The organism is Motilibacter peucedani, from assembly GCF_003634695.1.
Classification (GTDB): Bacteria; Actinomycetota; Actinomycetes; order Motilibacterales; family Motilibacteraceae; genus Motilibacter; species Motilibacter peucedani.
In genome coordinates, this window is the sequence record NZ_RBWV01000016.1 from 132,897 (window position 1) to 159,169 (window position 26,273).

Consider the following 26,273-nt stretch of genomic DNA (forward strand, 5'->3'; position numbering starts at 1 on the left):
GCGCCTCCTCCCCTGCAGCGTACGGCCGCCGTCAGTCGAGCATCGAGGCCTGGATGGCGGTGAGCGCGATCGTGTAGACGATGTCCTCGACCAGCGCCCCGCGCGAGAGGTCGTTGACCGGCTTGCGCAGCCCCTGCAGCATCGGGCCGACGCTGACGACGTCGGCGCTGCGCTGCACGGCCTTGTAGGTCGTGTTGCCGGTGTTGAGGTCGGGGAAGACGAACACCGTCGCCCGCCCGGCGACCGCCGAGTCCGGCGCCTTGCTGCGCGCCACCGAGGCGATGGCGGCCGCGTCGTACTGCAGCGGCCCGTCGATCGCGAGGTCGGGCTCGCGCAGGCGCGCCAGCCGTGTCGCCTCGGCGACCTTCTCGACGTCCGAGCCCGACCCCGACGTGCCCGTGCTGAAGCTGATCATGGCGACGCGGGGCTCGATGCCGAAGGCCCGGGCCGAGCGCGCGCTCTGCACGGCGATGTCGGCGAGCTGCTCGGCGTCGGGGTCGGGGTTGACGGCGCAGTCGCCGTAGATGACGACCTGGTCGGGCAGGCACATGAAGAAGACCGACGAGACGAGCTTGGCCCCGGGCGCCGTCTTGAGGATCTGCAGCGCCGGCCGTACGGTCGCGGCCGTCGTGTGCACCGCGCCGGCCACCAGCCCGTCGACCGCTCCGGCGCGCAGCATGGTCGTGCCGAGCACGATCCGGTCGGCGAGCGAGTCGCGGGCCACCTCGGGGGTCAGCCCCTTGCTCGCGCGCGCCTGCACCAGCTCGTCGACGTAGTCGTCGAGCACGTCGCGGGGGTCGACGACGTCGAGCCCGTCGGGCAGCGAGAGGCCCAGGCCGCTGGCCGTGGCCCGGATCTCGGCGGGGTCGCCCAGCAGCACCGGGCGGGCGATGCCGCGCTCGCTGCACAGGATGGCGGCGCGCAGGGTGCGCGGCTCCTCGCCCTCGGGCAGCACGATGCGCCGGTCGGCTGCGCGCGCCATCGTCGTGAGCCGCTGGCGGAAGGCCGCGGGGCTCAGGCGCGTGTGGGTACGCGTCGGCAGGGTCGCCAGCCACTCGTCGTCGACCGCGTCGGCGACGTTCTGCGCCACCAGCTCGGCCCGCTCGCGGTCGTCCGGCCGGATGCCGGGGTCGACGCCGTGCACCGCGTTCGCGGTCTCGTAGGTGTAGTCGCGGGAGAGCAGGATCGGCAGCCCGGTGGCTGCCGCCGGCCGGGCCAGCTCCCACACGCGCGGGTCGGGGGCCTCGCCGACCGTGAGCAGCAGCGCCGCCAGGCGGATGCCGTTCATGGCCGCGAGGCACGCCGACAGGACGACCTCGTGGCGGTCGCCGGGCACGACGACCAGGCGGCCCTCGCGCAGCAGCGGCAGCAGCGCGGGCACCGACTGGGCCGCCACGATCACGTCCTTGACCCGCCGGTCCTGGTCGCCCTCGTTGAGGACCTCGAGGTCGAGCTCGTCGCGCAGGTCGCGCACCCGCGCCCAGCCGAGCTCCTCGTGCAGCGGCACGGCTGCCACGAGCCGCACCCCGCGCGCGGCCAGCGCCTCGCGCAGCCGCTCGGCCCGCTCGTGCGTCGGCTCCGGAACCGCAGAGACGACCGCGCCGATGACCCGGTCGTCCTCGCCGGCGCGGAAGGGCCCGCCCGCGATCGCGATGCTCTCGCCGATGCGCTCGAGGTCGCCGTCGCCCCACGGGGCCACGAGCAGCACGTCGGCGTCGAGCGCCTTGGCCAGCGCCGCGTTGGCCCGCCCGGCGTAGGCGAGCTCGGGCGCGGGGGTGAGCCCCTCGACGACGACCACGTCCGAGGCGGCGGCGACCTCCTCCGCGCCCGCGACGACGTCCTCCATGAGCGAGTCGATGCCGCCCGAGCCCAGCAGCCGCTCGACCTGCGCGGCCGGCAGGGACTCCGGAGGCCGCAGGGTCGAGACGAGGCGCACGAGCGCGGTCGACGGGTCGCTCGCGCCGTCGTCGGCGCCCGGCTGGGCGAGCGGCTTGAGGTAGCCGACGCGTACGCCTGAGAGGTCGAGCGCGCGCACCAGCCCGAGGCAGGTGGCGGTGAGCCCCGCGCCGTGGCCGGTCGAGACGACCAGCACCGTGCGGTTCACCGTGCGGCCCCGACCAGCTCGCGCGCGTCGCGCGCGATGACGAGCTCCTCGTCGGTGGGGATGACCAGGACGTCGACGGGGGAGCCGGGCGCCGAGACCCGCCGCGCCTCCTGCGACCGCACCGCGTTGGCCCCCTCGTCGGCCCGCACGCCCAGGTGGGCGAGGAGCTCCTGCACGCGCGCCCGCACGCCGGTGCTGTTCTCGCCGATGCCGCCGGTGAACACGAGCGCGTCGAGCCCGCCCAGCGCGACGGTCAGCCCTGCCACGTGCTTGGCCAGCCGGTAGCAGAACAGCTCGAGGGCGAGCTGCGCCGGCGCGTCGCCGGCGAGTGCGGCCGCCTCCAGCTCGCGCATGTCGCGGTGGCCGGAGACGCCGAGGAGCCCGCTCTCGCGGTTGAGCAGCGCGACGACCTCCGCTGCGGAGACGCCGAGCCGGCGGGCCATGTGCTCGACCACCGCAGGGTCGATGTCGCCGGAGCGCGTGCCCATGACGAGCCCCTCGAGCGGCGTCAAGCCCATCGTCGTGTCGACCGAGCGGCCGTGCAGCACCGCCGCGGCGCTGCAGCCGTTGCCCAGGTGGGCGGAGACCAGGCGCAGCGACTCGAGCGGGCGGTCGAGCACCTCGGCGGCGACCGCGGTGACGTAGCGGTGGCTGGTGCCGTGGAAGCCGTAGCGGCGGACCCCGTGTTCGGCGTACCAGTCCTCCGGCACCGCGTAGCGGTAGGCCCGCTCCGGCATCGTCTGGTGGAACGCGGTGTCGAACACCGTCACCTGCGGCAGGTCGGGCAGCACCGAGAGCGCGGCCTCGATGCCGGCGACGCCGGGCGCGACGTGCAGCGGTGCGAGGTCGGTGAGCCCGCGCAGCTCCGCCAGGACGTCGTCGTCGACGACGACCGAGCGCGTGAAGCGCGCGCCGCCGTGCACGATGCGGTGGCCGACGGCGACCAGGCCGCTGCGTACGTCGTCGGGGAGCTCCTCGAGCGCGACCGCCAGCGCGCCACGGTGGGACGTGTCGTCGGGGGTGCGGGTCGTCGTGCCGACCCGCACGCTCGCGTCCGGTGTGCCCACGCGGTCGGCGAGCCCGGCGAAGGGCCGCTCCCCGGTGTCGGGGTCGACGACGGCGAGCTTCACCGTCGAGCTGCCGCAGTTGACCACCAGCACGCGACCGGCCGCGCCGTCACCCACGTCGAAACCTCCGTCCCGCACCTGCGCACGTCGCCGGCACGAGGGCAAGCATGCCTGGCACACTGGCGGCGTGCAGGTGCCGGTGCCGTCGCTGCGCGCCCTGCTCACCCTGAGCATGCCCGTCGCCGTCGTCGTGCTGGCGGTCCTCGACCGGCACGCCGTGGCCAGCGGCGTCCACAGCGTCCTGGCCGCCCGCCCGGGCTGGCTGCTCGTGGGCCTGCTCGGGCTCGTCGCGATGTGGGTCGCGGGCACGCTCACCCAGCTCGGCGTCCTGGCGGTGCGCCCGCCGCTGTCGCTGCTGTTCGCCGTGCAGGTGGCCGGCTCCTTCGCCAACTCCGTGCTGCCGGCGGGTGCAGGAGGGCTGGCCGTCAACGTGCGCTTCCTGCGCCGGCTGGGCCTCAGCCGCGAGGCGGCCTGCGCCTCGCAGGCGCTCAACACCAGCGCCGGTGCCGTCACCCACCTGCTTCTCGTCGCGGTCGTCGCCGCGCTGGCGCCCCACCGCCTGCTCGAGGAGGCCGCCACCCGGCTCGCCGGCTCGACCCGGGCGCTCGAGCCGTGGGCGGCGCCGGCCGTCGTCGCCACGGCAGCAGTGGTGGGGCTCGGCGCCTGGCTGAGCGCGCACCACGAGCACCGCTGGCTGGCCGCGGCACGGGTCGGCACCCGCGCGATGCTGGCCGAGCACCGGGCGCTCCACCGGGTCGTGCGCGACCCGGTGCGCGCGCTGCAGCTGTGGCCGGCGGCGATGAGCGTGCCGGTGCTGCACTCGCTGGTGCTGTTCGCGGTCCTGCGCTCGATCGGCGCGCCGCTGCCGATGCGGACCGTGCTGCTGACCTACCTGCTCGTCTCCGCGCTCAGCGCGATCGTCCCGTCGCCGGGCGGCGCGGGCAGCCTCGACGTCGCGCTCGTGGCCGGGCTCGCCGCAGCCGGGCTCTCGGTCGACTCGGCGGTGGCCGCGCTGGCGGCGTACCGCTTCCTCACCGTCTGGCTGCCGCTCGTGCCCGGCGCCTGCGTGCTCGGCGTGCTCGTGCGCCGCGGCGTGGTCTGACGCGCCGTGACGGCGGTCGCGGTCAGGCCCACGGCGACGCCCGCCACCACGTCGAGGACGTAGTGGTTCGCCGTCACCACCGTGACGAGCGCGGTGGTCACGGGGTACGCGGCGGCCAGCAGCCGCCGGCGCCCGTGGAAGGCGCGCACGAGGACGAGCGCCACCCACGTCGCCCACCCCAGGTGCAGCGAGGGCATGGCGGCGAACTGGTCGGCGCTGACCGGGCCCACCGGCGAGGTGCCGAGACCGGCGGCGGCCACCGCGTCGACGAAGCCGGCGCCGGGCAGCAGCCGCGGGGGGCTCACGGGGTAGGCGAAGAACACGACGAGCCCGGTGAGGTTGACCAGCACGAGCGCGTTGCGCGCGCTGCGGTAGAGCTCCGGCCGGCGCCACCAGCACCACGCCAGCACGCCGATGGTGACCGGGATGTGCACGAACTGGTACCACGAGGACGCCAGGTACGAGAGCGGCTCGTGGTGCGTGGTCCAGGTGTTGAGCGCGTGCTCGGCGTCGAGGTGGAGCACCCGCTCGAGGTGCTCCACTCCGCGGGCGTGGGCGTAGGCCTCGGAGCTGCGGGTGGCCGAGAGCTGGCGCACCCAGTCGTAGACCCGCACGAGCAGGAGCACGACCAGCAGCTCGAGCCAGAGGCGGGGCCGACCGTCGGGACGGGCCAGCCGGTCGCTCACCCGCACGGAGCCGCCTTCGCCGCCGCCGCCGCGTAGGCCGCGTCGACCCGGCCGAGAACCTGCGCCCAGTCGACCGGCGGGCAGGTGGTGCGGTTGTGCTCGGCCATGGCCAGGCGCAGCTCGGGCATAGCCACCAGCCGGGCGACCGCGGCCGCCAGCTCGGCGTCGTCGTGCACGAGCAGCCCGTTGACCCCGTCGACGACGAAGCTCTCGACGCCGCCGTCGGCACGGGCGACGACGGGCACCCCGGCGCAGCGGGCCTCGAGCGGCGCGAGGCCGAACGACTCGAGCCGCGCCGGCGCCACGAACACGTCGGCCCGGGCGAGCAGCTCTCGCACCTGGGGCCGCGGCAGCCCGCCCGCCAGCTCGACCCAGCCGTCCATCCCGTGGGCCGAGAGGTAGGCCTGCATGGCCGGGCGCAGCGGCCCGTCGCCGGCGACCACTGCCCGGAGGCGCACGTCGCTGGCCGTCTGCGCGCGCACCTGGCGCAGGACCCGCAGCAGGTGGAGGGGGCGCTTGCGCGGCACCAGCCGCATGACGGCCACGACGAGCAGCTCGTCGGGCCGGTCGGCCGGGGCGTCGGTGCGCCAGGCAGCGGTGTCGATGCCGTTGGGCAGCACCTCGACCGGCCGGTCGCGCAGCGCCCGGCGCAGCGGGGCCGCCGCGGCCGGGCTCACCGCAGTCCAGTGCACCGGCGAGCCCGACCAGCGCGTCGCGGTGTCGAGCGCCCGGAACGCCGGGGCCAGCGTCGCCATCACCGAGTGCATCGTGACCACGACCGGGATGCCGGCGCGTACGGCCGCGCGCCCCACCGTGGCGCCCAGCGGCGAGATGCCGCCGGCGTGCACGTGGAGCACGTCGGGCTTGAGCTGCTCGAGGGCCGCCCCTACGCGCAGCAGCGCGCCCGGGTGCAGGGGGTGGCGCAGCGGGCCGGCGGGCGCGAGGCGCACGACGCGTACGCCGTCGTCCTCGCTGCTGCTGCCCGGGGCGGTCGAGGTCAGCACGCCGACGTCGTGGCCCTCGGCCGACTGCAGCCGCGCGAGGTCGCGGACGTGCAGCTCCACGCCGCCGATGCGCGGGAGGTAGAAGTCGCTGACGTGGACGACCCTCACCGGTGCGGCACACTCTCGCCGTGAGCTTCACGCTGGTCGCGTTCCACGCCCACCCCGACGACGAGGCGCTGCTCACCGCCGGGACGATGGCGCGCGTGGCCGCCGAGGGCCACCGCGTGGTGCTGGTCGTGGCGACCACGGGGGAGCAGGGGCTGGCCAGCTCCGACTACGCCGACGGGCTCGCGACGGTGCGCACCGCCGAGCTCGAGCGCTCGGCGGGCGTGCTGGGCTGCGCGCGGGTGGCGTGGCTCGGCTACGACGACTCGGGCATGGAGCGCCCGGTGCTGCCCCGCGCGGGCGCCCGGCCGTTCGCGCTGGCACCGGTGGAGGAGGCCGCGCAGGCGCTGGCGGCCCTGCTGCGCGAGGAGGGCGCCGACCTGCTGACGGTCTACGACCCGGCGGGCGGCTACGGGCACCCCGACCATGTGCAGGTCCACGCCGTCGGCGTGCGCGCCGCAGAGCTCGCGGGCACGCCGGTCGTGCTGGAGGCGACGGTCGACCGGCGGCTGCTGCAGCGGGTGCTGCGCGTGGTGGCGCGCCTGCCCGGCGTACCGGCGGACTTCGCCGCCGAGCGCTTCTCCCACGCCTACTCCGCCCCTGCCGACATCACCCACCGGGTGCACGTCGGTGCCTACGCCGGCCAGAAGCGGGCGGCGATGTCCGCGCACGCGAGCCAGGGTAGCGCCGACACGGGCGTTCGTACGCTCGCCGTGCTGCTCCGCCTGCCGCGGCCGCTCTTCCGGGTGGTGTTCGCCCGCGAGTGGTACGTCGAGCGCGGCCGGCGCCCCGGCGGCAAGCCCCTCGACGACGTGTTCGCCACGCTGCGTCGGCGCTGACCGTGTCGGGTGTAATCCGCGCGGCACGAGCGGCGTCTCTGCAGACGTGAGCGAGCCTCAGCAGTTGCCGGCCTTCGACGAGTACGTCGTCGCCAGGTCAGCGGCCCTGCTGAGGTTCGCCTTCGTCCTGACGGGGGATGCGCATCTCGCAGAGGACCTCCTCCAAGGAGCTCTGCTCAAGGCACACCGGAACTGGCAGCGGGTGGCGGCGACCGACCATCCCGACGCCTACGTCCGCCGGATCGTCGTCAACGACCACCTCTCGGACTCGCGGCGGCGTCGGGTCCTCGAGTCCTTGACCGCCGTGCTGCCCGACCGGCTCGCGGCCGGTGCCGGTGGCGACCCCGCTGCGCAGGTGGGGGAGCGCGACGAGCTGAGCCGCGCCCTCGAGACGCTGCCGGGCAAGCAGCGCGCGGTCCTCGTGCTCAGGCACTACGCCGGCTACGACGACGAGGCGATCGCCGAGACCCTCGGCTGCAGCGTCGGAGCCGTACGTGTGAACGCCAGTCGTGGCGCCGCACGGATGCGCGCACTGCTACGCCCCCGAGACGCATTTCCAGCGACCACCGGAGACGAGCGATGAACCCCTCTGGAAGCTCGGGCCCAGACAACGTCCCCAGGGACGAGATCGACGACCTGCTGGTCGCGGCGATGGCTCATCTCGCTGATGCGGCACCGCGCCCGGGTCGACGACTAGAACCTGCGGCGCTCCACCGCGAGAGGACCCGGCGCACCCGCCGTCGCGCCGGTGCGACGGTCGCTGCGATCGCCGCGACAATCGCCGTCGTCGCCGGCCTACCCGCACTCGTCGGCCACTCGAACACCCGTCGCAGCGCGCCTGCCCTGCCGCCGGTGGTCGCTCCTGCGGACTGCACGGCCTTCCACGGCGAGAACGACGGCATCGACCAAGCGCGCAACCACGTTCACCCGTTGTTAGCGAGCAGCGCGTTGTTGCACCCTGAAGACCTGACCGGAACGTGGTCCTCCCATGTGCTCACCCAGCAGGACACGGCCGTCTTCGCCTCGCCGCTGACCCGCGTCCCCGGCTCCTCTGCCGTCGCGACCGCGTCTGGCTTCCTCCAGCGAGCAGATCGTGCGCCGCTGTGGCAGGTCTACGACTCGGTGGCTCAGTACGCACCTGGCACCACCTCCAGCGCCTTCGACCACCTGCTCGCTGTCCGGATGTGCGAGGGCACGCCGGTCGACCTCCGCCCGCGCTCGAGCCCGCGGCCGGCGCAGGGCGTGCGCGTCTTGGTCGACGAAGGAACCGCGACCGACCGGGTGGTCGCCTTCGTCGTCGAGGAGCGTGTCGCCATGGGAGAGTCCGGCGGCGATGCCTGGCGCGTCCTGGTCCGCCACGGCGACGAGATCGGCCTCGTGCGGATGAACCGCTCGGGCGGTGGCTCCGACGTGCGCAAGGTCGATCCCGACGCCGCGCTGTTGCGCCAGATCGGGACCGCGCTGCTCACACGGATGGCAGGCAGGCCCGTACCCGCACCCGCGACCTTCGGCGCGGTCTCTGGCCCGGCGGTCCCTCCCGCCGCAGCGATGCTCACCGCCGCAGACCTGGGGAAGGGCTGGACGGTGCAAGAAGGCACCGCGCTGCCGGCGAGCAACCTCGACGACTTCAGCCACGACTGCGCTGCCCAGGAAGACGGACATGCCGCGAACCGCTCCGTCGTCCTCTCCGCTCCGACCGTCGTCCCGAGGGGAGCCGACGGGTTCGAGAACGTGTCCAAGTTCTCACCAGGTGAGGCAGCGTCGTTCGTGGCGCGCGTCCGTCGGCACCTCTCTGACGGATGCGCTGCGTACCTCGAGCGACCGCCGGCCGCCGACGAGGTCGGTGACGACCTGCTGTTCATGAGAGGACGACGCCCCAGCCAGCAGGACGTCGCCCTCGTGCGCAGCGGCGACGTCGTGGTCGAGGTCAGCTTCCCTGTCGACGGGCGGACTGCGGCAGCCCGTTCAGAGTGGGAACTCGCCGTGGCCCGCGCGGCGCTCGCCCGTGTGAACGCTGCTGCTGCGACAGAGCCCTCGCCAGGCTCGTCCTGACGTTTGGCGCTATGCGCCATCGTGGCGAACCTATTGGCACCATGCGCCATCGTGCCAAACGGATGAGGGGGTGGAGCTGGCTCAGCGCCGCCGCGGGAAGGTCATGCGCTCGAGGTCGCGCAGCGCCTGCACCCGACCGAACACTGGCCGCGCCTCCTCGGCGAAGCCCTCGACGTCGTCGCCGTAGCGCTGTGAGAAGTGGGTGAGGAGCAGCTGCTCGGCTCCTGCGTCGCGCGCGATGCCGGCCGCCTGGGCCGCTGTGCAGTGCGCGTAGGCCTGCGCGAGCTCGGCGTCGGCCTCGAGGAACGTCGACTCGCAGACCAGCACGGTCGCGCCACGCGCCACCTCGACAGCGCCGGGGCAGGGCCGGGTGTCCATCACTAACGCGAACGACTGCCCCGGCCGCGGCACCGTCACCTCGTCGACTGTGACCCGCCGGCCCTCGACCTCGAGCGAGCCGGCGGCCAGCAGCGCGCCGACGGCGGGACCGCGTACGCCCAGTGCCGCTGCCCGCTCGGGCAGCACCCGGCGTCCGTCGGGCTCGTCGACCCGCCACCCCAGCGCTGGTACGCGGTGGTCCAGTTCCGCGCACGACAACCGCCAGGTGCCCGCGTCGTGCACGAGCCCGCCGCCCTCGACGGGGTGGCGGACCACGCTGGCGGCCGCCGGCCCGGACGCGACGAGCAGCGCGTCGACCATCGTCGACGCGGCCGCCGGGTAGTAGAGGTGGACCGGGGTGCGGGCGCCATCGAGCACCCGGCGCTGCACGACGCCAGGCAGGCCGAGGCAGTGGTCGCCGTGGGCGTGGGTGATGCAGATGACGTCGACCGCGGAGGCCGGGACGCCGGCGTGGGTCAGCTGTCGCTGGGTGCCCTCACCGGGGTCGAACAGGATGCCGGTGGAGTCCCACCGCAGGAGGTAGCCGTTGTGGTTGCGCGTGCGCGTCGGCACCTGCGACGCAGTGCCGAGGACGACGAGCTCCCGGCCGCTCACCGACCGGCGAGACCGCGCAGCACAGGCGGCAGCGCGCGCGAGTGCAGCACGCCGAGCCGCCGGGTGGTGCGGGTCAGCGCGACGTAGAGGTCGTTGAGCCCGCGCGGCGTCTCCTCGAGCAGCGCCTGCGGCTCCACGACCAGCACGCTGTCGAACTCGAGGCCCTTCGACTGCTGCACGGACAGCACGGTCACGGGCGCGTCGAGGGCGGTCAGCCCGCCGCCGACCGAGGCGTCGGGGACGGCGGCGACGACGGCCGTACCGATCGCGTCCAGGAGCGAGCGCGGCGCCAGCACGGCGACCTTGCCGTCGCCGACGGCCGCCCGCTCCTCGGCGGCGGCCTGGGCGACGGCTGCCACGACGTCGCCCGCCTGCCGAGCCCACGGCTCGATCCCCGACTCGCGGACCGCCCGGGCCGGCGTCACGTCGGCGTCGAGCTCGGTGAGCACCGCGTTGGCGACGTCCATGACCTCGAGCGGGGTGCGGTAGTTGACGGTCAGCTCGGCCAGGCGCCAGCGGTCCTGCACGTGCGGCGCGAGCACCGCGCCCCACGAGTGGGCGCCCGCCAGTGCGGCGGTCTGCGCGACGTCGCCGACCAGGGTCATCGACTTGGTCGGGCAGCGGCGCATGACCACGCGCCAGGCCATCGGCGAGAGCTCCTGCGCCTCGTCGACGACGACGTGGCCGAAGGCCCACTCGCGGTCGCCGGCGGCGCGCTCGGCGGTGGTGAGGTAGTCCTGCGCCTGGGCGTAGCGGCCGGCGAGCTGCTCGGCCGAGACCATGCCCTCGAGGCCCAGCACGCCGAGCACCTCCTCGGCGTAGGCGCGCTCCCGGCGCTCCTGCTCCGCGCGCAGCGCCTCCTCCTCGTCGGGGTCGGTGTCGCTGCCGAGCAGCTCGGCCGCCTCGTCGAGCAGCGGCACGTCGGCCGGCGTCCACGGCCCGGGCCCGCGGCGGGGCGTCGGCACGAGCGGACGGTGCAGCAGCTTGCGCTCGGCCTCGGGCAGGTCGCGACCGGCGCGGGCGAGCGCCTCGGGCGAGGCGAACAGCTCGCCGAGCAGCCGCTCGGGCGTCAGGTGCGGCCACAGCTGGTCGACCGCGTCGCGCACCGCCGGCTCGGCGCGCAGCTCGGCCCGGATCTCCGCGACGTCCTCGGCGTCGAGCGCGCGCGAGCCGTGGGCGGCCACCACCTGGCGGGTCAGCTCGTTGACGACCTCGCGGACGAAGACCTTGCGGGCGGCGTTGTGCGGCCGGCGCGAGCGGCGCGCCTTCTGCCGGGCGCGGTCGACGACCTGGCGGTCGAGGCGCAGCGTGTCACGGTCGACGACCAGCTCGAGCGCCTTGCCGCGGGGGAGCCGCTGCCGCTCGCGCACCGCTGCGGCGACCAGCTCGACCATGCGCAGGTCGCCCTTGAGCTCGGCGACCTCGGGAGCCTCGTCGGCGACTGCGGTGACGCCCGGGTAGAGCTCGCCGACCGAGCTCAGCAGCACATCGGTCTCGCCGAGCGAGGGCAGCACCTGCTCGATGTAGCGGACGAACGCCGGGCTCGGGCCGACCACGAGCACGCCGCGGCGGGCCAGCCGGTCGCGGTAGGTGTAGAGCAGGTAGGCCGCGCGGTGCAGCGCCACGGCGGTCTTGCCGGTGCCGGGGCCGCCCTGCACGACCAGCACGCCGTCGAGCTCGTCGCGGATGATGCGGTCCTGCTCGGCCTGGATCGTCGCGACGATGTCGCCCATGCGCCCGGTGCGACTCGCCGAGAGCGCTGCCAGCAGGGCCGCCTCGCCGTTGAGGGTCTCGCGGTCCTCGTCGCTGAGGGAGTCGAGGTCGAGCACCTCGTCGTCGACGCCGGTGACCGAGCGCCCGCGGGTGGAGATGTGCCGGCGTCGCACGACGCCCTCGGGGTTGGCGGCCGTCGCGCGGTAGAACGCCTGTGCGGCCGGCGTGCGCCAGTCGACCTGCAGCTGGTCGAGCGCGTCGTCCGAGAGCCCGAGCCGGCCGACGTAGAGCCGGTCGCCCTCCACCCGGTCGAGGCGGCCGAAGCACAGGCCGTTCTCGACCGCCCACAGCTGCGCCAGCCGGTCGGTGTGCAGGGAGGCGAAGGCGTCGCGCTCCGAGCGGTTCTGGTGGGTGCCGGAGGTGTCCTGGCGGCGTACGTCGTCGAGCGCCCGCGCGGTGCGCTCCCTCAGCTCGTCGAGCCGGGCGTAGAGGCCGGCGACGTAGGCCTGCTCGCGCGCGAGCTCGGAGCCGGCCGGCTGCGCAGGTGTCTCGGCCGCCACGCGTCCATCCTGCCTCAACCGCCGACGGGGGACTCCGCCCGGTCGTTCGCCAGGTCGACCACGAGCGCGCGGTGGTCGGAGAGCGGGAGCTCGAGGGCGTACGCGTCGCGCACCTCCGGCACGTCGCCGCGGCCGAGCACGTGGTCGAGCTGCGCCCGGGGCACGTGCGTGGGCCAGGTCTTCTCGGTGGCGAGCATGGTCCAGTCGCGGCACAGGTCGCGCGGCAGCTTCCCCGGCATGTTGAGGTCGCCGACCAGGAAGTGCGGGCGCGGCTCGTCGGCGAGCGCGGCGACCAGGCGGCGCAGCTGCGCGGCGTTCCAGCCCGGGATGAACGAGAGGTGGGTGTTGGCGACGGTGAACGGGCCGTCGGGCCCCTCGATGACGGCGACCACCGCCGCCCGCGGCTCGTCGCGCACCATCACCAGCCGGCGGCGCCCGGCGTCGTTGCGCAGCAGCATCGGCGTGACCACGGGAACGGGGCGCAGGTGGACGACCCGCCAGCGGACCACCGGCAGCCGTGAGGCGATGGCGATGCCGTAGGCCGCCGGCTGGTGCGAGCCGCCCTCGTCGCTCTCCTCGTCCTGCGGGCCGGCCGCGCGCCAGGTCTCGCCCGGCGTGCCGACCAGCGCGGGCACGAAGCGCCAGTGCTCGGCGCGCATGGCCTCGGCCACGAGCGCGGTCTGGTCGATGCCGCCCGAGCGGACCTGGTGCCGGTCGACCTCCTGGAGGGCCAGGACGTCGGCGTCGATCTGCTGCACGGCGGCGCGCAGGACGTCGGGGTCGGCCGCCTCGGAGCCCATGGCCCGGCCGGAGAGCAGGTTGAAGGTCGCGATGCGCACGTGCCGCCCTTACCCACGTCCCCCGCCAGCGCACGCACGCTCGTCGTGCCGTCGGGACGCGGGGAGGCGTGCGTGATCTGCACCCGCCAGAGCGGGGTCAGATCACGCAGGCTTGCCGGGGCAGGGCTCCGGGGCGGGCGTCAGGGGGCGAGGAACGGCGCGGGGTCGACGTACTGCCCGTGCGCGATGACCTCGACGTGCAGGTGGCACCCCGTGGAGTAGCCGGTGGTGCCGGAGATGCCGATCACCTCGCCCCGGGTCACCTGCTCACCGGGAGCCACCAGCGACTGGGTCAGGTGGTTGTAGGTCGTCGCCAGGCCGAGGGCCGCGTGCGTGACCACGACCCGGTTGCCGTAGGCGGTGTTCCAGGCGCTCGAGTGCACGATCCCGTCGGCGGCGGCGTGCACAGGGGTGCCGCACGGGACGCCGAAGTCGGTGCCCGTGTGCAGCTTGTAGGCGCCGGTCACCGGGTGCACCCGCATCCCGAACGGCGAGGTCACCGGCCCGTCGGCGGGCCGCAGCAGGGAGCCCGGCCCGGCGCGTACCTCGCCGAGGTCGCCGACGGCGGACTGCGTACGCGTTCCCTCCGCCGCCTGCGCGGCGGCGAGCGCCGCATCCTCCGAGCTCGCAGCCCGTGCCTCGGCGAGGGCCTGCGCCTGGGCCGCGACTGCAGCGGCGAGCGAGGCGGCCGCCTGCTCCTGGGCGGCCTGGGTCGCCTGCAGCTCCTGCAGCGTCTGCGCCGCGTCCTCGCGGGCGAGCCCGAGCCGTCGGGCGGCGTCGCCGGTGCTGGCGAGCCGGGCGGCAGCAGCGTCGGCCCGCGCGTCGGCGCGGGCGAGGGTGAGCGTCTGCGAGCGGGTGGCGCGGCTGACGGCGACGATCTGGTCGCGGGCGTCGGCCGGGTCGTCGGCGGTGAGGATGCGGGCCAGCGCGCCCAGGCCGGTCAGGCCGCCGGAGCGGTAGGCCTCTCCCGCGAGCCGGCCGCGCGCCGCGCGGGCAGCGCCGGCCGCGCGCGCGGCCTGCTCGCTGGCGTCCTCGGCGCGCGTGACGGCCACCTGGGCGTCGGCTGCCGAGGCGGCAGCGCGGTCGTAGGACTCCTGGGCGGCGGTCGTGCGCTCCTGGGCGGCCGCCGCGGCCGCACGGGCCGCCGCCAGCGCGGAGCCGACCTGCGCCAGCCGCGCGGTCGCCACTGCCAGCCGGGCGCTGACCTCGTCGCCCTGGGGAGCGGGTGCAGCGGTCGCCGACGGCGTCGGCGAAGGCGTCGGGTCGGCCGTCGAGGCGCCCACGCCGAGCGTCACCGAGCCCGCTGCCAACAGCGCGCCGAGCGCGAGGGTGCGCGAGCGTACGACTGCGGGCGCGCGGTGCCGGCCCGGGCGGGCGGAGCGGGTGGAGGCCATGGTGCTTGCGACATCGGCACGGCGCGGTCGCCGCTTGACCCTTGCCGGGCCCGCCGGCGAGGCGCACTGTGTGGGGCATGAGGGCCATCGACATCTTGCGCGCCAAGGGCGGCGCCACCGTCACGATCCCGCCCGACGCCGACGTCCGCACCCTGCTCGACCTGCTCGCCGAGCACCGCATCGGGGCCGTCGTGCTCTCGCCGGACGGCACCACCATCGCGGGCATCGTCAGCGAGCGCGACGTCGTGCGCGCGCTCGCGGCGTCGGGGCCCGGCGTGCTGGACCAGCAGGTGAGCAGCATCTGCTCCCCGGAGGTCCACACCGTCGGGCTCGGCGTGCACATCGACGCGCTGATGCGCCTGATGACCGACCAGCGCATCCGCCACATCCCGGTCGTGGCCGACGGCACGCTGCAGGGCATCGTGAGCATCGGTGACGTCGTGAAGCACCGCATCGTCGAGCTCGAGGGCGAGCGCGCTGCGCTCAGCGACTACATCTCCGCCTCGGGCTGACCCTGGCTCAGCCCGACACCCGCCAACGGGCGAGACGTCCGCTGCGCGAGACCTCGCGCAGCCGGCGCTCGGTGAGCTCGCGCGCGTCGGGCGTGACGACGAGGAGCAGCTCGTCGCCCACCCGCAGCACGGTCTGCGGCGTGGGCACCTGGGCGACGCCCTCGCGCACGACGAGCGTCAGCGTGGCGCCGCGCGGCAGCCGCAGCTCGAAGACCTCGATGCCGGCGAGCCGGGAGCCGGCAGGTACGCGCGCTTCGAGCAGGTCGGCCCCGAGCCGGCCGAGCGGGCTGGCCTCGACGTCGATCTCGCGGGCGGCCACGGGGTCGGCGAGCCGCAGCCAGCGCGCGGCCAGCGGCAGCGTCGGCGCCTGCACCAGCGTGCAGACGACGACCAGGACGAGCACGACGTTGAAGAGCCGGGGCGCGTCGTCGACGCGCTCCACGACCGGCAGGGTCGCCAGCACGATCGGCACGCCGCCGCGCAGGCCCGCCCACGAGAGGAAGGCCTGCTGGCGCCACGGCAGCCGGAACGGCGCAGCGCTCACGAGCACGCCGAGCGGACGGGCCAGCAGCAGCAGTACGGCGGAGAGCCCCAGCGCGGGCAGCACGACCCCCGGCAGCTCCGACGGGTCGGCCAGCAGGCCGAGCATGACGAAGAGCCCGATCTGGGCGAGCCAGCCCAGCCCCTCGACGAACCCGCGCGTCGCGGGTCGGTGGGGCAGGCCGGCGTTGCCGAGCACGAGGCCGGCGAGGTAGACCGCGAGGAAGCCGCTGGCGTGCAGCTGGGCGGCGCCGGAGTAGGCGACGACGCACACCGCGACCACGGCCAGCGGGAAGACACCGGCCGGGGGCAGGGCCACCCGGCGCAGCGCCCAGGTGCCGGCTGCTCCCACCAGCAGCCCGACCGCGGCGCCGGCGCTCAGCTCGTAGACGAGCAGCACGGGCAGGTGCCAGACGTCACGGCTGGTGAGGGCGTGCTCCGAGAGCGCGACCACGAGGATGACGACCGGGGCGTCGTTGAACCCCGACTCGGCCTCCAGCGCGCCGGCGAGCCGGTGCGGCAGCGGCACCTGGCGCAGCACGCTGAAGACCGCGGCCGCGTCCGTCGAGGCGACGATGGCGCCGAGCAGCAGCGCGCGCCGCGAGTCGAGGTCGAGCAGCGGCATGGCGACCGCCGCGGACACCGTGAGCGAGACCGCCACGCCCACGGTGGCGAGCGCCGCCGCGATGGGCACGGCGCTGCGCACCGACCGCCAGGGCGTCGTGAGCCCGCCCTCGGCCAGGATGATCACGAGCGCCGCGTAGCCCAGCACCTCCGCGCGCAGCGGGTCGTCGAACTGCACGCCGAACCCGTCCTCGCCGAGCACCATGCCCAGCGCGACGTAGACGAGCAGCGAGGGCAGCCCGGTGCCGGCCGAGAGCCGCGAGGTGGCGATGGCGAGCAGGAGCACCAGCGCGCCGACGAGCAGCGTCGCGTCCAGCTGGGCGACGGTCACGGCGGGCCGGAGTGCCGCAGGCGCACGACGCGGGTCGGGGTGACGGCGAGGTCGACGCGTACGTCGTGCGGCTCGGCGGGCAGCTCCTCGACCACCTCGTCGTCGCCGACGAGGGCGACGAGCAGCGCGGAGGGGCGTGCGCGGAGCAAGGCGCGGTCGTAGGACCCGCCGCCCTGGCCGAGCCGTGCGCCGCCCGGTGCGACGGCCAGCGCCGGCACGACGACCACGTCGGCGTCCGCGAGCGCGTCGCGGCCGAGGCCCCGGCCGGCCGGCTCGCGCAGGCGCGGGCGCACCGGCGAGGCGACGAGCGCGCCGCCGTGCCACTCCGCCCAGTCGAGGTCGAGGTCGGGGAGCAGGCGGGGGAGCAGCACGCGTACGCCGCGCTCCCTCAGCGCCGCCACCGCGGCCGCCGGGTCGGGCTCGGAAGGCACCGCGGCGTACGCGGCCACGCACCCCGCCGCCCGCAACTCCGGCAGGGCGAGGAGCGCGGCGCAGCGGGCGGCGTCGTCGGCCGCAGCGGACCCGGCGGCCCGCTCGCGACGGGCAGTTCTCAGCGCGTCGCGCAGGGTGATCTTGGAATTCGTTGCAGCAGCACCCATGCTGGTGCCGCCCACCGTCGCCGGCTCGCCGGGCGCAGGCGGCGTGCGGGGCGGGGATGGCAGCATCCCCGAAGGGTAGGCGAGCCCCCACGGCGGGTGCGATCGCGCGTGCGGCCCGCCCGCGCGCCTTGACGAGAGGAGACCGCAGGCGTGGGCTTGCGCTACCGGCTCTGGCTGGTGCTCAGCGCCGTCGTGCTCGTCCCCCTCGTCGTCGCCGGTGTGGTCATCGTCCGCACGGTCAGCGCCGAGCGCGACGCGCGCGTCGCCGCCACGGGCGACGTGACGGCCCGGGCGGTCGGCAGCAGCCTGCAGCTCGAGTGCCAGCGGCTCGGCGCGCTCAGCGCGCAGCTCGCCGCCGAGGCCCAACTGCGGCCCGCGGGCCGTGGCGTCGACGCCGCCGTAGCGCGTGCCCGCACCGGCGAGGTCTCCTACGCCGCGGTCGTCACCGCGGCCGGCGAGGTCCACGACGGTGGGGTGCGCCGCCCCGCCGACCCGCGCACCGTGCGCTCCTGCGAGGTGCACCTGGACGCCCCGCTGCTGGTCGGCGTGACGCCGGTCGACGAGGTCGGGCGCGCGGTGGTGGTCGCCTCGGTCGACGGGGCGTGGCTGCAGCAGGCGCTGCGCGACGTCGACAGCACGGCCACCGTGACGGTGCTCGCCGACGGCCGGCCGGTCGCCAGCTCGCTGGGCGCCGGCGCCCCGCGCCGGGTCGACGGCGAGGTCGTCACCTCCCGGGCCGTCGAGCCGGGCTCCCGGCTCGTCGTCGCGGTCGCCCAGCCGGCGCCCGGGGAGCGCGGACTCGTCCTCGCCACCCTGCTCGCGCTGCTCGTCGCCGGTGCGCTGGTCGCCGCGCTGGTCCGCCTCGCGATCACGCTGCTCGTCAAGCCGCTGCTCGACCTCACCGAGGCCTCCGAACGGGTCGTCGCGGGCGACCTCGACGCCACCCTGCCCACCGCCTCCGACGACGAGGTCGGCCGGCTCGGTCGCTCCCTGAGCCTCATGACGGCGGAGATGAGGCAGTACCTCGGCCAGCTCCAGCGCAGCCGCGACGAGCTGCGCGACAACCTCGAGCGGCTCGGTGACGCCCTCGGCTCGACCCACGACCTCGACGGGCTCGTGCAGGTGGTGCTCGAGTCGGCGGTCGCCGCCGTCGAGGCGAAGGCGGGCGTCGCCTACGTCGCCGAGTCGGCCGGTGCGCTCACGCTGGTCGCCGCGCAGGGCATCGAGGACCTCGACGCCCCCGTGGCCCGGCGCCTGTTGCCGGGCCACGGCGTTCTCGGCCGGGTGGCCAGCGGCGGCGCTCCCGTGCGCGGCCGCCTCGGCACGTCACCCGGCGAGATCACGCCCGGCCCGGACGACCCGGCGGGCTGCGAGGTCCTGGCCGTGCCGCTGCGCGGCGGCGGCCGGGTGACCGGCGTCCTGGTGCTGCTCGACCACCTCGACGGATCCGGCTTCGGCCCGGCCGAGGAGGAGGAGATCCGCGGGCTCGCGTCGCAGGCCGGCATCGCCGTCGACAACGTGCTGCTGCACCGGGAGACCGAGCGGCTGGCCATCACCGACCCGCTCACCGGGCTCTGGAACTTCCGCTACCTCTCGATGAGCCTGGCCCGCGAGATCGAGCGCGCCACGCGCTTCGACCGCTCGCTCGCGGTGCTGATGCTCGACATCGACCGCTTCAAGGCGATCAACGACACCCACGGCCACGCCACCGGCGACGCGGTGCTGCGCGAGTTCGCGGCGCGTGTAGGCGAGAAGACGCGCGACGTCGACGTCCTGGCGCGCTACGGCGGGGAGGAGTTCGTCCTCGTCCTGCCCGAGACGCTGCTCGACGGCGCCGTGCAGCTCGGGGAGCGCGTCCGCGAGGCGATCCGCGAGCTGCCCTTCCCCGGGCCCGAGGGCGGACCGGGCATACCGGTCACGGTCTCGATCGGCATCGCCGCGTTCCCCGAGCACGGCGGGTCGCCGGCCACGCTGCTGCGCAGCGCCGACGCGGCCCTCTACGCCGCCAAGCGGGCCGGTCGCGACCGGGTCGTCGTGGGCGCCGGTTCGGTGGCAGGGTGGGACCCATCGTGAAGACCGTCGACGCCCACCTCGCAGACATCCTCGACCTCGTCGAGCCCCTCCCGCCGCTCGACCTCCAGCTGCTCGAGGCGCACGGCTGCGTCCTCGCCGAGGACGTCGCGGCGCCCACCGACCTGCCGGCCTGGGACAACTCGGGCATGGACGGCTACGCGGTGCGCCGCGCCGACGTCGCCACCGCGAGCGCCGAGCACCCGGTGCGACTGCCGGTCGTCGGCGACGTCCCCGCCGGCTCCCAGGTGAGCTACCGCGTGCAGCCGGGCCAGTGCGTACGCATCATGACCGGCGCGCCGGTCCCCGAGGGGGCCGACTCCGTCGTGCCGGTCGAGTGGACCGACCGCGGCACCGAGACCGTCGAGGTCCGGCAGGCGCCCGCCGCAGGCCAGCACGTGCGCCTGCGCGGCGGCGACGTACGCGCCGGTGACGTCGTCCTGACCGCGGGCACCCGCCTCGGTCCCGCCCACGTCGCACTGCTGGCCGCGGTCGGCCGGTCGCGCGCCCTCGTGCGCCCGCGCCCGCGCGTCGTGATGGTGTCGACCGGCAGCGAGCTGGTCGAGGCCGGCGCCGTGCCCGGGCACGGGCAGATCCCCGACGCCAACGGCCCGGGCCTCACCGCGGCGGCCCGCGAGGCCGGCGCCGTGGTCTTCCGGGTCGGGATCGTCCCCGACGACCCGCGCGTCCTGCTCGACACCATCGAGGACCAGCTGGTGCGCGCCGACCTCGTCGTCACCACCGGCGGCGTGAGCGCCGGTGCCTACGACGTGGTCAAGGAGGTGCTCAGCCGGCTGGGCACCGTCGAGTTCGGGCCGGTCGCCATGCAGCCCGGCAAGCCGCAGGGCTTCGGCACCGTCGGCCCCGACGCCACGCCGATCTTCACGCTCCCCGGCAACCCGGTCAGCGCCTTCGTGTCGTTCGAGGTGTTCGTGCGCCCGGCGATCCGCCGCATGCTCGGCGTCGAGCCCCTGCACCGGCCGATGGTCTCGGCCGAGTGCACCGAGGCGCTCGACTCCCGCGCCGGTGTGCGCCAGTTCCTGCGCGGCTCACTGACCGAGCGCGACGGCCGCCTCGTGGTCGAGCCGTCGCCCGGCGGCCCCGGCTCCCACCTGGTCGCCTCGCTCGCGAAGGCCAACTGCCTGCTGGTCGTCGGCGAGGATGTCACCCACGTCGCCGCCGGCGAGCAGGTGCCGGTCATGGTGCTCGAGCGGCGGACCTCGTGAGCGCGCAGCCGCGGCTCACGCACGTCGACGAGCGCGGAGCGGCGCGCATGGTGGACGTGTCGGGCAAGGCGGTCACCACCCGTACGGCTGTGGCGAGCGGCTTCCTGCGCCTCGGTCCCACGGTGATCGGGCTCCTGCGCGGCGAGGGCGTCCCCAAGGGTGACGCGCTCGCGGTCGCACGCATCGCGGGCATCTCAGGGGCCAAGCGCACCGCCGAGCTCATCCCGCTGTGCCACCCGCTGCCGATCCACGCGGTCGAGGTGGAGCTCGACGTGCGCGACGACGGCGTGTCGATCGTGGCCACCGTGCGCACGGCGGAGCGCACCGGCGTCGAGATGGAGGCCCTGACGGCGGTGACCGTGGCCGGGCTGACGCTCGTCGACATGGTCAAGGGCGTGGAGAAGGGCAGCGTGCTGACCGACGTGCGCGTCGAGAGCAAGACCGGTGGCGCCTCGGGCGACTGGAGCCGCACGTGAGCGCGCCGCGTGCCCTGGTCGTCGTCGCCTCCAACCGCGCGGCCGACGGCGTCTACTCCGACCGCGGCGGCCCGGTGCTGGTGGAGGGCCTGGCCGAGCTCGGCTTCGCCGTCGACGGGCCGCAGGTCGTGCACGACGGTCTCCCGGTCGAGCGCGCGCTGCGCGCGGCGGTCGAGCACGGCTACGACGTGGTGCTGACGACGGGCGGCACCGGCCTCTCGCCCACCGACCGCACGCCGGAGGCGACCGCCGCGGTGGTCGAGCGCCGGGTGCCGGGCATCGAGGAGGCGCTGCGCGCCGACGGCCTCCGCCGCGGGGTGCCGACCGCCATGCTCTCGCGCGGGCTGGCCGGCCAGGCCGGCACCACCCTCGTGGTCAACGTCGCGGGCTCGCCCGGCGCCTGCCGCGACGCCCTCGCCGTGCTCGGGCCCGTGCTCGTCCACGCCGTCTCCCAGCAGCGAGGCGGCGACCACCCCCAGCCCGCCGGCGAGGGGTCGTGACAGCGCCCGGCTGGCCCGCGGAGCTCGACGAGGGCCCCGTCGGACTGCGGCCGCTGCGCCGCCGCGACGCCGAGGCGTGGCGCGAGCTGCGCAGCCGCAACGCGCGCTGGCTGGTGCCGTGGGAGGCGACGGCGCCCGACCCGGGCTCGCCGCCGATCTCCTTCGCCGCGACGGTGCGCTTCCTGCGGGCCGAGGCGCGGGCCGGGCGGGCGCTGCCCTTCGTCGTGACCTACGACGGCGTCCTCGTCGGTCAGGTCACCGTCAGCGGCATCACCCGCGGGTCGCTGTGCTCGGCGCAGGTCGGCTACTGGGTCGACTCGGCGATGGCCGGCCGCGGCATCATCCCGACCGCGGTGGCCATGGTCGTCGACCACTGCTTCGGCCCGGTCGGCCTGCACCGCGTCGAGATCAACATCCGGCCCGAGAACGCTGCGTCGCTGCGGGTCGTCGAGAAGCTCGGCTTCCGCGACGAGGGGGTGCGCCGGCGGCTGCTCCACATCGACGGCGACTGGCGCGACCACCGCTCCTTCGCGCTGCTGCGCGAGGAGGTCCCGGGTGGTCTGCGCTCGCGGTGGCGCGCGGTCCGGCAGTCCTCCGGCTGAGCGTCCGCCCCGTCGCGGTGCGGTTGTGACGGCTGTGACTGGTGCGACACGCCGGGCGTCCCTCGGATGCGGCGACGCCGCTGGTCAGCGCCCTAGCGTGGGCACGTGACCGGCCTGATCTTCGGGACAATCGTCGCCGCCTGGGCGGCTGTCCTGGTCCCCATGTGGCTGCGACGTCACGACGAGCGCAACGAGGCCCGCTCGGTCGAGCGGTTCTCCTCGGCGATGCGCGTGCTCTCGCGCCGCGGGCCGGCCACCTCGGGCCCCGCCGCGCCGGGTCGGCGCGCCGTCGTCATGCCGGCCCGCCCGCGGGTCGCCGACGTCCACGTCACGGGTCCCTCGCGCGAGCGGCGGCCGATCGTGCCGCTGCGCACGGTGCGCACCGCCACGACGACCGCCCCCACAGCCGGAAGGTCCACCCGCGTGACATCCCAGCCCCGGCCCGCCCGCCGCTCCGCGCCGCTCGCTCCCGTCGTCGCCGCCCTCGGCCGGCTGCGCCCCCGCGCGCCGCGCTCGACCGCGCCCGTCAGCCTGGTCGTGCGCCGCCGGCGCACGCTCGTGGGCCTGGCCGCGCTGCTCCTGGTCGTCACCGTCGCCTGGCTGCTCGGCCCCGCTCCGGTCTGGCTGCCCGTCCTCGCACTGCTCGCGCTGGTCGGCTACGTCGTCCACCTGCGGGCCCAGGCCCGCGTCAGCTCCGAGGCGGCCCGCCGCCGCGCCGCGGTGGAGCAGCGCACGGCGGCCCGCGCCGCACGCCGCTCGTCCACCGACCGGGTGCGCCGCGCCCGCGCCGCCGGCATCCCGGTGCCGGAGGCCGTCGACGAGGCGACCCTCGACGAGATGCTCGACGACGGCTGGGACCCGCGGGAGGTGCCGCTGCCCACCTACGTCGCCAAGTCGGCCGCGCCGCGCCTGCCCGACGCCGACGTCGCCGCCTTCTGGGGCGACCCGGCCCGCGACGACGAGTCCCCGCTGCCCGTGGGCTCGCCGGCTCCCGCGCCCGCTCCGGTCGACGAGGCCGACGAGGCGCTCGACGACGAGCTGGGAGCCATCCTCGAGCGCCGCCGCGTCGTCGGGGAGTAGGTCGTGGGGAGCACGTCGCAGCCGGTCCCACCGGGTCGGCTATGCTTGCCGACGTTCTTGGGGCTGTAGCGCAGCTGGTAGCGCACCTCGTTCGCAACGAGGGGGTCAGGGGTTCGAGTCCCCTCAGCTCCACCCAGACGTGCTCGCCGCGCGAGCGCGCAGCACCTCCGCCAGCCGGTCGGCGTACGCGTAGGTCTGCGGGTCGCTGAACCAGTCCGAGTGCGCGTGCACCGGCACTGCGACCGGCGAGGCGTCGGTCCAGAGCACCGGCGGGTCGTGCACCCAGGCGTCCACCGCCGGCTCGGTGCCCGGCGTCAGGGCCAGGCCGCCGATGTAGTCGCTGCGCCGGGCCAGGTTGGTCCAGCGCCCCACGCCGTCCTCGGTCAGCGCGTCGCGCAGCAGGCGCAGCTGGTCCTGGCCGAACCAGGCCGGGAACGCCCGGCCGTAGAGCCGGCTGACCGGTGCGGCGAGCGTCAGCAGCGCGGTGTGCGCGCGCACTGCGGCTGGCAGCTGGGCCATGACCGCCACCGAGATGGGCGAGCCCTGGCTGTAGCCGGTGAGCAGGACCGCCACGTGCGGCTCGACCTGAAGCGGGTCGGGCAGCGCCTCGGGTGCGCCGCACCGCCCACGCTCGGTGTCCTGCTGGCCGACGGCCGGGTCGCGTGGGACCAGCTCCGCAGCTCCCACGATGCGGCGGATCCGGGTCACGAGCTCCGGCACCGATCGCTCGGCGTAGCTCGGCGGCGCCAGCGGGTGGACCGCGCGCGGCCAGAACGTGATGACGTCCCAGACGAGGCTCACCTTCTTGCGCGCCGCGGTGTCGACCAGCGCGCGGCGCACCTGGTTGACGAACGCGGCGGTCACCGCAGCAGCTGCCAGCGCCCCGAACTGGCCCAGCGAGCCGAGGTCGCGCTCGCGCCGGGCCGGCACGACGTCGTAGTGCACCAGCCAGAGGTCGGCGACGAAGGCCACGCAGGCGACGACGGTGAAGGTGGCCAGCGCGTAGGGCAGGTAGTCGGTGAGCCGCGCCCGCGCCCAGACCTTCGCGACGGCGCGGCGGCTGACCGAGTGCGCCGGCGTCGGGTCGTAGTCGGCCACGATCTCGGCCGCTACAGGTCCCGAGCGCAACAGGCGCAGACCGAGCGGCAGCACGGCGAGGACGAGCACGGCGACGACGGCGACCGCCAGGAACGCGACGCCCGAGGCGAAGACCGTGTAGGGCAGGCCCAACTGGTCGTGCGTGGTCTGACCCGCGTCCTTCGGCTTGCCCAGCACGTTGCTCGTCAGCAGCAGCAGCGTGGCCGAGAAGATGCTGGCCACCATCACGGCGAGCAGGGCCACCACCGGCGCGGCGAACCCCGCGAGCATCCCCTCCTGGTGGCGCCACTGCCGACGCACGCACCCGGCGAGCGCGACGACGCACACCAGCCCGACCTCCACCAGCACCAGCAGGTCCTGCATCATCCGGTCGCCGCGCATCGGCTGGCCGTCGCTGCGGGAGGGGGAGCAGGCCAGCACCACGACCGCGACTCCGGCGACCACCGTCGACGACGCGGCGAGCGCCCGGTACGCCGACAGCGGCAGCGCCTGCGACCAGCCCTCGATCTGCGCCGTCCGGTCGGCGCCGCTCAGGACGCTGAGCACGACGGCGACCGCGGCGTACGCACTGGCGAGCGCCCACGCGGTGGTGCGGAAGGCGCCCCACGAGGAGTGCGGCAGCCCGGCGTACGCGGTGACGACCGAGGTGCCGACGCAGACGTGGAGGCAGCGCTGGCGCACGAGGGTCTGCTCGCCGTCCCAGAAGCGCGGCTGCGCGAGGCGCCACCCCGGCGGGCCGTCGGCGCCCGTGGAGCCGTCCCACCGCTCGTAGTTGCGGTTCGTGCGCCGGCCCAGCTCCCACAGCACGCCGACCGCGAGCAGCACCGCGGCGAGCGCCGCCGCCACCAGCACGCTGCGCCGGACCTCGGCGAGCAAGCCGATCGCGTGGGGCAGCACCGGCGGCGTCTTCGCCGCCGCCTGCCAGGCCACCAGGTCGACGAGCACGTAGCCGAGCGTCGCCACGAACGACGCGGTGAGGGCGAGGGCCAGCAGGCGCAGGGCCGCGCGGGCGGTCCGCGACTCCCAGCTGCGGTCGACCCGGAGCAGCATCCAGTGCGCCAGGTTGACCAGCGCGAAGGGCAGGAGGAGCCCCCACAGCGCGGTGACCCAGCCCGCGTAGTCGAGCTTCCCCCAGCAGTAGGTCTCGTGCTCCATCGTGCGCGCCGGCGCCCGCGAGCCCGGGTACCACGACCGGTAGAACCCGGCGCTCGAGTCGCCGGCCACCTGCAGCGTCGACGGGGTCTCGAGGTTGGTCTCGGCGCTCGCCCCGCCGACGCCGTGGACGCGGATCTCCAGCACGGGCAGCGGCGCGCCAGGCGGCCGGCACAGCGAGGACACCTCGCCCCTGCCGTGCGCTGCCCAGACGCCGGTCAGGTCGGCGCCGGAGTAGCCGAAGGCGTGGCCGAGCCCGATGCCCGGCTGCTCCAGGTCCATGCCGTCAATGTCCGGCGGCGGGAGCGCGCTGTCCAGAGCCGGAGGGGCAGGAACCGGCGACGCCCGTAGGCTGGAGGCACACCCGTTGACCTGCGAGGAGTACTGCTGTGAGCTCTGCCACCACCGACGCTGCGCCGATCACCCTGCGCACCGCCGACGGCCGCTTCCGCATCGCCGCGGTCGCGGAGGCGTGCTCCTGGGCGGCGCTGCTGATCGGCATGTTCTTCAAGTACGTCGTGGTGAAGAACCAGGTGGGCGTGCAGGTCTTCGGGCCGATCCACGGCGCGTTCTTCATCGCCTACGTGGTGTCGACCCTGCTGGTCGCCCGCGCCCACCGGTGGTCCGCCGGCGTGACGGTGGTCGGCCTGCTCGCCAGCATCCCGCCCTTCGGGACGCTGGTGTTCGAGCGCTGGGCCGCGCGCAACGGCCGTCTCTCGCGCTAGCGGTCGCTCAGAGCAGCGCGACGACGACCCAGCCGAGCCCGACCGCGAGCAGCGGCGTCGCGATGCGCCTCAGCACCGTGCGCTGCCCGCGAGGGTCGGCGTCCCGCTCCGCCGGGGAGCGCTGCCGCAGCCGGGCCAGGTCGACGGCGAGCACGACGGCTCCGATGGCGAAGAGCACCAGGCCGAAGGTGAGCCGCGATCCGTCCATGCCGTCGAGTGT

Annotated in this window: 23 protein-coding genes, 1 tRNA gene and 1 pseudogene; 13 read left to right on the plus strand and 12 right to left on the minus strand. The window is 75.6% G+C overall.

What is annotated here, in order from left to right:
• Positions 1–31: 31 nt before the first annotated feature.
• A complete protein-coding gene (pta, locus tag CLV35_RS18265; protein WP_121194937.1) occupies positions 32–2,104 on the minus strand; it encodes a phosphate acetyltransferase in 2,073 nt (690 codons plus the stop codon).
• On the minus strand, positions 2,101–3,288 hold the full coding sequence (locus tag CLV35_RS18270; RefSeq protein ID WP_231122033.1) for an acetate/propionate family kinase: 1,188 nt from the start codon (positions 3,286–3,288) through the stop codon (positions 2,101–2,103). Before CLV35_RS18270 ends, pta begins: the two co-directional genes overlap by 4 nt.
• A gap of 70 nt (positions 3,289–3,358) precedes the next feature.
• On the opposite strand from CLV35_RS18270, the gene CLV35_RS18275 reads away from it, so the two are divergent.
• Positions 3,359–4,333: a lysylphosphatidylglycerol synthase transmembrane domain-containing protein gene (locus tag CLV35_RS18275; protein ID WP_121194939.1), complete on the plus strand. Its 975-nt coding sequence runs from the start codon at positions 3,359–3,361 to the stop codon at positions 4,331–4,333.
• A gap of 26 nt (positions 4,334–4,359) precedes the next feature.
• Here CLV35_RS18275 and CLV35_RS20660 read toward each other — a convergent pair.
• A pseudogene (locus tag CLV35_RS20660) lies at positions 4,360–5,025 on the minus strand (phosphatase PAP2 family protein); the annotation flags it as partial.
• Positions 5,016–6,131: a glycosyltransferase family 4 protein gene (locus CLV35_RS18285; protein ID WP_121194940.1), complete on the minus strand. Its 1,116-nt coding sequence runs from the start codon at positions 6,129–6,131 to the stop codon at positions 5,016–5,018. The pseudogene CLV35_RS20660 and the gene CLV35_RS18285, both read right to left, overlap by 10 nt.
• A gap of 20 nt (positions 6,132–6,151) precedes the next feature.
• Here CLV35_RS18285 and CLV35_RS18290 point away from each other — a divergent pair, with 20 nt between their 5' ends.
• Genes CLV35_RS18290 through CLV35_RS18300 form a run of 3 tightly spaced genes read left to right on the plus strand, consistent with a single transcriptional unit; the run spans position 6,152 to position 9,019 of the window.
• Positions 6,152–6,967, plus strand: coding sequence for a PIG-L family deacetylase (locus CLV35_RS18290; RefSeq protein WP_121195017.1), 816 nt, complete (start codon positions 6,152–6,154; stop codon positions 6,965–6,967).
• 46 nt (positions 6,968–7,013) lie between these two features.
• Positions 7,014–7,550: a SigE family RNA polymerase sigma factor gene (locus tag CLV35_RS18295; RefSeq protein ID WP_121194941.1), complete on the plus strand. Its 537-nt coding sequence runs from the start codon at positions 7,014–7,016 to the stop codon at positions 7,548–7,550.
• Positions 7,547–9,019 carry a hypothetical protein gene (locus CLV35_RS18300; RefSeq protein WP_147432012.1) on the plus strand — a complete coding sequence of 491 codons (1,473 nt, stop codon included), beginning with the start codon at positions 7,547–7,549 and terminating at the stop codon, positions 9,017–9,019. Before CLV35_RS18295 ends, CLV35_RS18300 begins: the two co-directional genes overlap by 4 nt.
• 81 nt (positions 9,020–9,100) lie before the next feature.
• Here the strand turns inward: CLV35_RS18300 and CLV35_RS18305 are convergent, their stop codons facing one another.
• From CLV35_RS18305 to CLV35_RS20665, 4 genes are all read right to left on the minus strand, one after another.
• Positions 9,101–10,012 carry a ribonuclease Z gene (locus tag CLV35_RS18305; protein WP_121194943.1) on the minus strand — a complete coding sequence of 304 codons (912 nt, stop codon included), beginning with the start codon at positions 10,010–10,012 and terminating at the stop codon, positions 9,101–9,103.
• Entirely contained in the window at positions 10,009–12,285 is a 2,277-nt protein-coding gene (locus CLV35_RS18310) for a HelD family protein (protein WP_121194944.1), read from the minus strand. The genes CLV35_RS18305 and CLV35_RS18310 overlap by 4 nt, the downstream gene beginning before the upstream one ends.
• Positions 12,286–12,299: 14 nt before the next feature.
• Positions 12,300–13,124, minus strand: a complete 825-nt coding sequence (locus CLV35_RS18315; protein WP_121194945.1) for an endonuclease/exonuclease/phosphatase family protein — start codon at positions 13,122–13,124, stop codon at positions 12,300–12,302.
• Positions 13,125–13,264: 140 nt separating this feature from the next.
• The gene (locus tag CLV35_RS20665; protein WP_231122034.1) at positions 13,265–14,518 is read right to left on the minus strand and encodes a M23 family metallopeptidase; all 1,254 of its coding nucleotides are present in this window, start codon (positions 14,516–14,518) and stop codon (positions 13,265–13,267) included.
• A 77-nt stretch (positions 14,519–14,595) separates the two neighbouring features.
• Between CLV35_RS20665 and CLV35_RS18325 the strand changes: the two genes are divergently transcribed.
• Positions 14,596–15,030: a CBS domain-containing protein gene (locus CLV35_RS18325; RefSeq protein ID WP_121194946.1), complete on the plus strand. Its 435-nt coding sequence runs from the start codon at positions 14,596–14,598 to the stop codon at positions 15,028–15,030.
• A 7-nt stretch (positions 15,031–15,037) separates the two neighbouring features.
• On the opposite strand, the gene CLV35_RS18330 is transcribed toward CLV35_RS18325, so the two are convergent.
• A complete protein-coding gene (locus CLV35_RS18330; protein ID WP_121194947.1) occupies positions 15,038–16,525 on the minus strand; it encodes a potassium/proton antiporter in 1,488 nt (495 codons plus the stop codon).
• A complete protein-coding gene (locus tag CLV35_RS18335) occupies positions 16,522–17,190 on the minus strand; it encodes a 5-formyltetrahydrofolate cyclo-ligase (protein WP_231122035.1) in 669 nt (222 codons plus the stop codon). Before CLV35_RS18335 ends, CLV35_RS18330 begins: the two co-directional genes overlap by 4 nt.
• Before the next feature lie 84 nt (positions 17,191–17,274).
• Between CLV35_RS18335 and CLV35_RS20880 the strand changes: the two genes are divergently transcribed.
• From CLV35_RS20880 to CLV35_RS18370, 7 genes are all read left to right on the plus strand, one after another.
• Positions 17,275–19,197: a GGDEF domain-containing protein gene (locus CLV35_RS20880; RefSeq protein ID WP_121194948.1), complete on the plus strand. Its 1,923-nt coding sequence runs from the start codon at positions 17,275–17,277 to the stop codon at positions 19,195–19,197.
• A complete protein-coding gene (gene glp / locus CLV35_RS18345) occupies positions 19,194–20,420 on the plus strand; it encodes a molybdotransferase-like divisome protein Glp (protein WP_121194949.1) in 1,227 nt (408 codons plus the stop codon). The genes CLV35_RS20880 and glp overlap by 4 nt, the downstream gene beginning before the upstream one ends.
• Entirely contained in the window at positions 20,417–20,896 is a 480-nt protein-coding gene (gene moaC, locus CLV35_RS18350; RefSeq protein ID WP_121194950.1) for a cyclic pyranopterin monophosphate synthase MoaC, read from the plus strand. Before glp ends, moaC begins: the two co-directional genes overlap by 4 nt.
• Positions 20,893–21,396 carry a MogA/MoaB family molybdenum cofactor biosynthesis protein gene (locus CLV35_RS18355; RefSeq protein ID WP_121194951.1) on the plus strand — a complete coding sequence of 168 codons (504 nt, stop codon included), beginning with the start codon at positions 20,893–20,895 and terminating at the stop codon, positions 21,394–21,396. Before moaC ends, CLV35_RS18355 begins: the two co-directional genes overlap by 4 nt.
• On the plus strand, positions 21,393–21,998 hold the full coding sequence (locus CLV35_RS18360) for a GNAT family N-acetyltransferase (protein ID WP_121194952.1): 606 nt from the start codon (positions 21,393–21,395) through the stop codon (positions 21,996–21,998). Before CLV35_RS18355 ends, CLV35_RS18360 begins: the two co-directional genes overlap by 4 nt.
• Positions 21,999–22,103: 105 nt before the next feature.
• On the plus strand, positions 22,104–23,078 hold the full coding sequence (locus tag CLV35_RS18365) for a gephyrin-like molybdotransferase receptor GlpR (protein WP_121194953.1): 975 nt from the start codon (positions 22,104–22,106) through the stop codon (positions 23,076–23,078).
• Positions 23,079–23,137: 59 nt separating this feature from the next.
• A tRNA-Ala gene (locus CLV35_RS18370) sits at positions 23,138–23,210 on the plus strand.
• Here the strand turns inward: CLV35_RS18370 and CLV35_RS20885 are convergent.
• Positions 23,202–25,610 (minus strand): hypothetical protein, encoded by a 2,409-nt coding sequence (locus CLV35_RS20885; protein ID WP_121194954.1) that lies wholly within the window; start codon positions 25,608–25,610, stop codon positions 23,202–23,204. The two genes, CLV35_RS18370 and CLV35_RS20885, sit on opposite strands and share 9 nt — an antisense overlap.
• Positions 25,611–25,717: 107 nt before the next feature.
• Here CLV35_RS20885 and CLV35_RS18380 point away from each other — a divergent pair, with 107 nt between their 5' ends.
• Positions 25,718–26,053: a DUF3817 domain-containing protein gene (locus CLV35_RS18380; RefSeq protein ID WP_231122036.1), complete on the plus strand. Its 336-nt coding sequence runs from the start codon at positions 25,718–25,720 to the stop codon at positions 26,051–26,053.
• 7 nt (positions 26,054–26,060) lie between these two features.
• Here the strand turns inward: CLV35_RS18380 and CLV35_RS18385 are convergent, their stop codons facing one another.
• The gene (locus CLV35_RS18385) at positions 26,061–26,261 is read right to left on the minus strand and encodes a hypothetical protein (protein WP_121194955.1); all 201 of its coding nucleotides are present in this window, start codon (positions 26,259–26,261) and stop codon (positions 26,061–26,063) included.
• Positions 26,262–26,273: the final 12 nt, after the last annotated feature.